1 protein-coding gene is annotated in these 7,808 nt (G+C 75.8%); it reads right to left on the bottom strand.

Going from position 1 to position 7,808, the window contains the following annotated elements; translation table 11 throughout:
- Positions 1-7,808, bottom strand: a 7,808-nt coding sequence (locus ALMP_RS42910; RefSeq protein WP_264937486.1) for a type I polyketide synthase, incomplete at both ends; no start/stop codon positions are given.

Raw genomic sequence — 7,808 nt, 5'->3', positions numbered from 1 at the left:
CGATCCCGTCCGCACCCGCCGCCTCGATCAGATCGAACGCCTGATACGACACACCCCCGAACCCGGCAGCCACCTCCCCCGCATCCCGCACATCCGTCTTGCCCATCTCCACGAACCGGCCACCCTCTGCCAGCAGCCGCAACGACGCGTCCACGAACTCCCCCGCGAGGGAGTTCAGCACCACATCCACACCCCGGCCGCCGGTGACGGTACGGATGCGTTCCTCGAACGCCAGCGAGCGGGAGTTCGCTATGTGGTCGTCGTCCAGGCCCAGGGAGCGCAAGGTGTCCCACTTGCCCTCACTGGCGGTGGCGAACACCTCCGCACCGAGATGACGGGCGATCTGCACCGCCGCCATGCCCACTCCACCGGCTCCGGCGTGGATCAGTACCGACTCGCCCGCGCGCAGGCCGCCCAGCTCGACCAGCCCGTAATACGCCGTCAGGAACACCACCGGCACCGACGCCGCCCGCTCGAACGACCAGCCCTCGGGAAGCTTGGTGAGCATCCGGTGGTCGGCGACGGCGTGCGGGCCGAATCCGCCCTGGAACATGCCCAGGACGTGGTCGCCGACCGCGAGCCCCGTCACCCCGGGGCCCACCCCGGTGACCACGCCCGCGCCCTCGCCGCCCATCGACGCGGCGCCCGGGTACATGCCCAGCGCGATGAGGACGTCACGGAAGTTGAGCCCGGCGGCCCGGACCGCGAGGGCTACCTGCCCCTCCCCCAGTTCCTCGCTCTCGGGGGCGGGCGGTGCCGTGACGAGGGCGAGGTTGTCCAGCGTCCCGGCCCTGACGGTGTCCAGCCGCCAGGGCCCGGCCGGCGGCACCAGCGCGCCGGAGCCGCCGATCCGTCCGAGGCGGGGCGCGAGCAGGGTGCCCTCGCGCAGGGCGAGTTGGGGTTCGCCGAGGGCGAGGGACGCGCGGGCCGCGACCGGCAGCAGCGGGCGGGAGCCGGCGGACCCGTCCGTGTCGATCAGCAGGACCCGGTCGGGCTGCTCGCTCTGCGCGGAGCGTACGAGGCCGACGACAGCGGCGCGCCCGAGGTCGGGCACGGCCTCGCCGGGTGCGGTGGTCAGGGCGCCCCGGGTGAGCACCACGAGCCGGGTGTCGGCCAGGCGCCGGTCGGCGAGCCAGACCCGCATGTCGGCCAGGGTTCGGGCGGCGGCGGTGTGCGCGCGTCCGGTGAGGCTCCCGGGCCGGTCCGGTGCGGCCTCCGGGGCGCTGTCGGCGGGGGTGAGCAGCGCGAAGTCCGGTGCGGGCGTGCCCGCTTCGACGGCTGCGCCGAGTGCCGCGGGGTCCGGGTACACGGCTGGGGCGATCCCCGCTGCGGCGAGGTCGGCGAGCAGTCGCTCGGTGTCCGGGGCGCCGGGTGCGCCGAGCACCGCCCAGCCGGTGTCGGTACCGTCCGGGGCGGGCGCGGTCACCGGCTTCCAGTCGACGGTGAACAGCGCGTCGCGGGTGGCGTCCCGGCCGCCGATGATCTGGTCGACGGCGACCGGCCGCAGTACGAGGGAGTCGGCGCGCAGCACCGGAGCGCCCTCGCTGTCGGCCACCAGCACGGTGACGGTGTCGGTGCCGTCGGGTATCAGCCGCACCCGCAGCCGTTGCGCGCCCGAGGCGTGCAGGGAGACGTCGTTCCAGGTGAAGGGGAGCAGGATGCGGGCGTCCCGGCCGCCGGAGCCGGCCAGTCCGTACGCCTGGAGCGCGGCGTCGAGGAGCGCGGGATGCAGGCCGTACCGTCCCGCTTCGTCGCGTTCGCGTTCGCCGAGCGCGACCTCCGCGTAGACCTCGGTGCCGACCCGCCAGACCTGTTCCAGGCCCTGGAAGGCCGGCCCGTAGGCGTAGCCGGAGGCGCGGGCCTGCTCGTAGAAGTCGGCCGTGTCGAGGGGGACGGCGTCGGCGGGGGGCCAGACCGTCAGGTCGAAGTCGGCGGCCGGGGCGGCGGGGGCGAGGACGGCGCCGGCGTGGCGCTGCCAGCCTTCGCCGTCGTCGGCCCGGTCGGTGGCGGGGCGGGAGTGGACGGTGAGGGCGCGGCGGCCGGTCGCGTCGGGCGGTTCCACGACGACCTGGACCTGGACGGCGCCCGCGCCGGTCGGCGGCAGGATCAGGGGTGCTTCCAGGGTCAGTTCCTCGAGCCGGCCGCAGCCGGCCTCGTCGGCGGCGCGGATCGCCAGGTCGACGAAGGCGGTGCCGGGCAGCAGGACGGTGCCGGCGACGGCGTGGTCGCCCAGCCAGGGCTGGGTGCGCGGGGAGATCAGGCCGGTGAGGACGAGGTGGCCGTGTTCGGACAGGGTGGTGCCGGCGAGCAGCAGCGGGTGGTCGACGGGGGTGAGGCCGAGTCCCGCGGCGTCGCCGGCGGTGGCGCGGCCGGTACCGGACTCCAGCCAGTACCGCCGGTGCTGGAACGCGTAGGTCGGCAGCGGGACGCGGTGGCCGAAGCCGGCGCCGAGGACCGCGGTCCAGTCCACCGGCAGGCCGTGCGTGTGGGCTTCGGCGAGCGAGCCGAGGAAGCGGTCGACGTCCCGTTCGTCGCGGCGCAGGGTGCCCAGGGCCACGCTCGGCCGGTCCGTCCCGTCCAGGACCTCCTCGACTCCGGCGACCAGCACGGGGTGGGCGCTGATCTCGACGAAGGCGGTGTGCCCGCTGTCGGCCAGGGCGTGGACGGTCTCCTCGAACCGCACGGTCTGCCGGAGGTTGCGGTACCAGTAGTCGGCGTCGAGGCCGGTGGTGTCCAGGGCGGCGGCGGTGACCGTCGAGTGGAAGGGGACGCGGGCCGGGCGCGGCCGGGTCCCGGCGAGGACGTCGGCGAGGCGGTCCTTGATCTCCTCGACGTGGGCGCTGTGCGAGGCGTAGTCGACGGGGATGCGCCGGTGGCGTACGTCCTCGGCCGCGCACAGGGCGGCGAGTTCGTCGAGTGCCGCGGTGTCGCCGGAGACGACGGTGGAGGCGGGGCCGTTGACGGCGGCGACCGACAGCCGGCCGTCCCAGGGGCGCAGTCGGGCGGTGACCCGCTCGGCGGGTTCCCCGACGGAGAGCATGCCGCCGCGGCCGGACAGGGCCGTGATGGCCTGGCTGCGCAGGGCGACGATCTTCGCGGAGTCCTCCAGGTCGAGGGCGCCGGCGACGTACGCGGCGGCGATCTCGCCCTGGGAGTGTCCGACGACGGCGGCGGGTTCGACGCCGCACGCGCGCCACAGTTCGGCCAGGGAGATCATCACGGCCCACAGCACCGGCTGGAGGACGTCGACGCGGGCGAACCAGGCCTGCGCGGTGTCGGCGTCGGCGCGCAGCACCTCCTCCAGGGACCAGTCGACGTAGGGGGCGAGGGCCTGTTCGCAGGCGGCGATCTGCGCGGCGAACACCGGTGCGTGGTCGAGCAGTCCGACGGCCATGCGCGGCCACTGCGAGCCCTGGCCGGGGAAGACCCACACGACGCGTTCGCCGTGCCGGGCCTGGCCCTCGACGAGCCCGGCGGCGGGGGTGCCGGCGGCGAGGCTCTCCAGTGCGCGCAGCAGGTGTTCGTGGTCGGCGGCCCGTACGACGGCGCGGTGGTGCAGGGCCGAGCGGGTGGCGTGCAGGGAGTGGGCCAGGTCGGTCAGGGGGACGGCCCGGCCCGGCCCGGACGCCAGGTGGCCGGCGAGCCGCGCGGCCTGGGCGCGCAGGGCCTCGGGGCTCTTCGCGGAGACCAGGAAGGGCAGGGCGGTGGTGTCGGGCAGGGTGAGCGCGCCGGGCGCGGGGTCGGCGGGCGCGGGGTCCGGGTCGGTGGCGTCCTCGGGCGCCTCCTCCAGGATCAGGTGGGCGTTGGTGCCGCTGATCCCGAACGACGAGACCCCGGCGCGGCGCGGTGCGGCGCCGGCGGGCCAGCTCCTGGCCTCGGTGAGCAGTTCGACGGCGCCGGCGGACCAGTCCACGTGCGGGGTCGGTTCGTCGACGTGGAGGGTCTGGGGCAGGACGCCGTGGCGCATCGCCATGACCATCTTGATGATCCCGGCCGCGGCGGCGGCCGACGTGGTGTGGCCGATGTTGGACTTCACGGAGCCGATCCACAGCGGCCGTCCGGGGTCGCGGTCCCTGCCGTAGGTCGCGATCAGCGCCTGGGCCTCGATGGGGTCGCCGAGGGTGGTGCCGGTGCCGTGTGCCTCGACGGCGTCGATCTGGTCGGTGGTGAGGCCCGCGTCGGCGAGGGCGGCCCGGATGACGCGCTGCTGGGAGGGGCCGTTGGGGGCGGTCAAACCGTTGCTGGCGCCGTCCTGGTTGATGGCGCTGCCGCGGATGACGGCGAGCACGGGGTGGCCGTTGCGGCGGGCCTCGTCCAGGCGTTCCACCAGCAGCACTCCGACGCCTTCGGACCAGCCCATGCCGTCGGCGGACGCGGCGAACGGCTTGCAGCGTCCGTCGCCCGCCAGGGCCCGCTGGCGGCTGAACTCGACGAAACCGCCGGGGGTCGCGGTCACCGACACCCCGCTGGCCAGGGCGAGCGAGCATTCGCCGCGGCGCAGCGCCTGGACGGCCAGGTGGAGCGCCACCAGGGAGGAGGAGCAGCCGGTGTCCACGGTCAGTGCGGGGCCTTCGAGGCCGAAGAGGTAGGAGATCCGTCCGGAGATCACGCTGCCGGCGTTGCCGGTGAGGACATAGCCCTCGATGCCCTCGGGCATGTGGGCCACGTCGGTGCCGTAGCCGGTGGGGGTGCCGCCGACGAAGACGCCGGTGTCGCTGGAGCGCAGCGCGTCGGGGGCGATGCCGGCCCGTTCGAACAGCTCCCAGGTGGTCTCCAGCAGCAGGCGCTGCTGGGGGTCCATGGCGAGCGCCTCGCGGGGGCTGACGCCGAAGAAGTCGGCGTCGAAGTCGCCTGCCGCGTCGAGGAATCCGGCCTCGTCGGTGTAGAAGGTGCCGGGGCGTTGCGGGTCGGGGTCGTAGAGTCCGTCGACGTCCCAGCCGCGGTCGGCGGGGAAGCCGCCGACGGCGTCGGTGCCGGCGGCGATGAGGTCCCAGAACTCCTCGGGGCCGGTCACGCCGCCGGGGAAGCGGCACGCCATCGCGACGATCGCGATCGGTTCGCCGTCGCGGGCCGCGGTCCGTGCGGCGGGCTGGGCGGTGCGTTCCTCCTCGCCGCTGAGGGCGGCCAGGATGTGCTTGGCGAGCACCTGGGAGGTCGGGTAGTCGAAGACGAGCGTGGTCGGCAGTGCCAGCCCGGTGGCCTCGTTGAGCCGGTTGCGCAGGTCCACGGCGGTGAGCGAGTCGAATCCGAGTTCGCGGAAGGCCCGGTCGGCGGGGACGGCCGCGGGGGCGGAGTGGCCGAGGACCTTGGCTACCTGGGTGCGCACGGTGTCGAGGACGATGGTGTCGCGCTCGGCGGGTGCGGCCTCGGCGAGGCGGCGGGCGAGGCCGCTGGTGGCGGGGGCGGTGGTGTCCTGCGGGGCGGCGGCGCTCAGCGCGCGCCGCGCGTCGGGGAGTTCGTCGAACAGTGGGCTGGGCCGCAGTGCGGTGAAGCCGGTGATGAACCGTTCCCAGTCGATGTCGGCGGCGACGACGACCGTGTCGTCCAGCTCCAGGGCGCGGTCCATCGCGGCGATGGCGGTGCGCGGGTCGATCATGCGGACGCCGCGGCTGGCGAGGATCTCGTGGGCCCGCTCGTCGTCGGCCATGCCGGCGCCGGCCCAGGGGCCCCAGACGAGGGAGGTGGCGGTGGCGCCGCGGGAGCGGCGGTGCTCGGCGAGGGCGTCGAGGTAGGCGTTGGAGGACGCGTAGACGCCCTGCATGCCGCTGCCCCACAGGCCGGAGATCGAGGAGAACAGCACGAACGCGTCGAGCGGCCGGTCGCCGAGGACGCTGTCGAGCACGGCCGCCCCGGCCACCTTGCCCGCGGCCAGCCGGGCGCTCTCGGCGAGGTCGGTGTCGGCGAGCGCGCTGGCCTGGCCCAGGCCGGCCGCGTGGACGACGACCCGCAGCGGCGGGCCGTCGGCGTCGATGTCGGCGACGAGCCGCGTCACCGCCTCGTGGTCGGCCATGTCGCAGGCGACGACGGTGACCTGCGGGCCCAGCGCGGTGAGCCGTTCGACGAGTTCACGGGCGCCGGGCGCGTTCATGCCGGCCCTGCTGGTCAGCACCAGCCGCTCGGCGCCCCTCTCGGCGGCCCACCGCGCGACCTGCGCGCCGAGTCCGCCGGTGCCGCCGGTGACGAGGACGGTGCCGGTGGGCCGCGGGTCGCGTACCGGCGGCCGGTCCGCGGCCGAGGCGCGGACCAGCCGGCGCACGAGGACACCGGAGTCGCGTACGGCGGCCTGGTCCTCGCCGTGGGCGCCGGTGAGGACGCCGACGGCGCGGGCCCAGGCGCGGGCGTCGGGGCGGGCGGGCAGGTCGACGAGGCCGCCCCACAGCCGGGGGAACTCCAGGCCGACGACGCGTCCGATGCCCCAGACCCGGCCCTGGGCGGGGCGGGTCAGCGGGTCCCAGTTCGCGACGGAGACCGCGCCGCGGGTCAGGCACCACAGGGGGCCGCCGGGCGCGGTGTCGGCGAGGGCCTGGGCGAGGGCGATCGTGGCGGCGACGCCGCGGGAGAGCGCGGGGTGGTCCTCCCGGGCCCGCTCCTCCAGGCCCAGCAGGGAGACGACGCCGGTGAACCCGTCGTCCGGCAGGTCGGCGCGGAGTGCGGCGATCCGCTCGGCCAGCGGCGCGCGGTCGACGTCGGCCGCCGTGACCGGCAGCCGCACCACCCGCGCGCCGTGCGCGGTGAGCGCCTCGACGCACTGCTCCCCGAACGCCGGGGCGTCGGCGTCGTCGGCGGACACCACGAGCCAGGTACCGGTGAGCGTCGGCTCGGGGGTGGTGGCCAGGGGCCGCCAGACGACGCGGTAGCGCCATTCGTCGACGGTGGCGTCGAGGCGGCGCCGGTCGCGCCAGCCGGCCAGGGTGCCGAGCGCCGGTGCCAGGGCGGCCCGGTGCGCTTCGTCGGTCGCTCCGAGCAGGGCGGTGAGGGCGTCGACGTCCTGGCGTTCGACGGCCTCCCAGAAGCGGGCCTCGTCGGGCTGCGTGCTCCCGGCGGCGGGGGCGGCGGCGGGCTGCTCCGCGGTCGTGGACGCCAGCCAGAACCGCTCGTGCACGAACGGGTAGGTGGGCAGGTCGGCGCGGGTCGCGCCGGGCCGGGCGAGCAGCGGACGCCAGTTGACGTCGACACCGCCGGCGTGGGCCTGGGCGAGCGCGGTGAGGAATCCGGTGGTGCTGTCCTCGTCGCGGCGCAGGGTGGCGAGCGAGAGCGCCTCGGAGCGGGCGGCCTCGGCGGTGCCGAGGAGGGCCGTGGTGAGGACGGGGTGGGCGCTGGCCTCGATGAAGGCGTCGTGGCCCTGCCGCAGCAGCAGCCGTACGGTCTCCTCGAAGCGGACGGTGGCGCGGAGGTTGCGGTACCAGTATTCGGCGTCGAGGGCGTCGTCCTCCAGCAGGCCGGCGGTCACCGTGGAGTAGAACGGCACGGTGGGGGCGGTGGGCCGGATCCCGGCCAGCTCCGTCAGGAGCCTCTCCCGCAGGGACTCGACCTGGACGGAGTGCGAGGCGTAGTCCACCGGGACCGGCCGGGCCCATACGTCCGCCCTGGCGCAGTCCGCGAGGAAGGCGTCCATGGCGTCCGGTTCGCCGGCCACCGTCACCGAGGCCGGGCCGTTGACCGCGGCGACCGACACCCGGCCGTCGTGGGCGGCGATCAGCTCGGTCACCCGCTCCACCGGGGCGCCGACCGACGCCATGCCGCCCCGGCCGGACAGGTCGAGGATGGCCTTGCTGCGCAGCGCGACGACCTTCGCGCCGTCCTCCAGG

Origin of the sequence: Streptomyces sp. A012304, from assembly GCF_026008495.1 — a bacterium.
Lineage (GTDB): Bacteria > Actinomycetota > Actinomycetes > Streptomycetales > Streptomycetaceae > Streptomyces.
The sequence above is the reverse complement of the archived record's forward strand: the minus strand, read 5'-3'. Positions and strand labels throughout refer to the sequence as shown.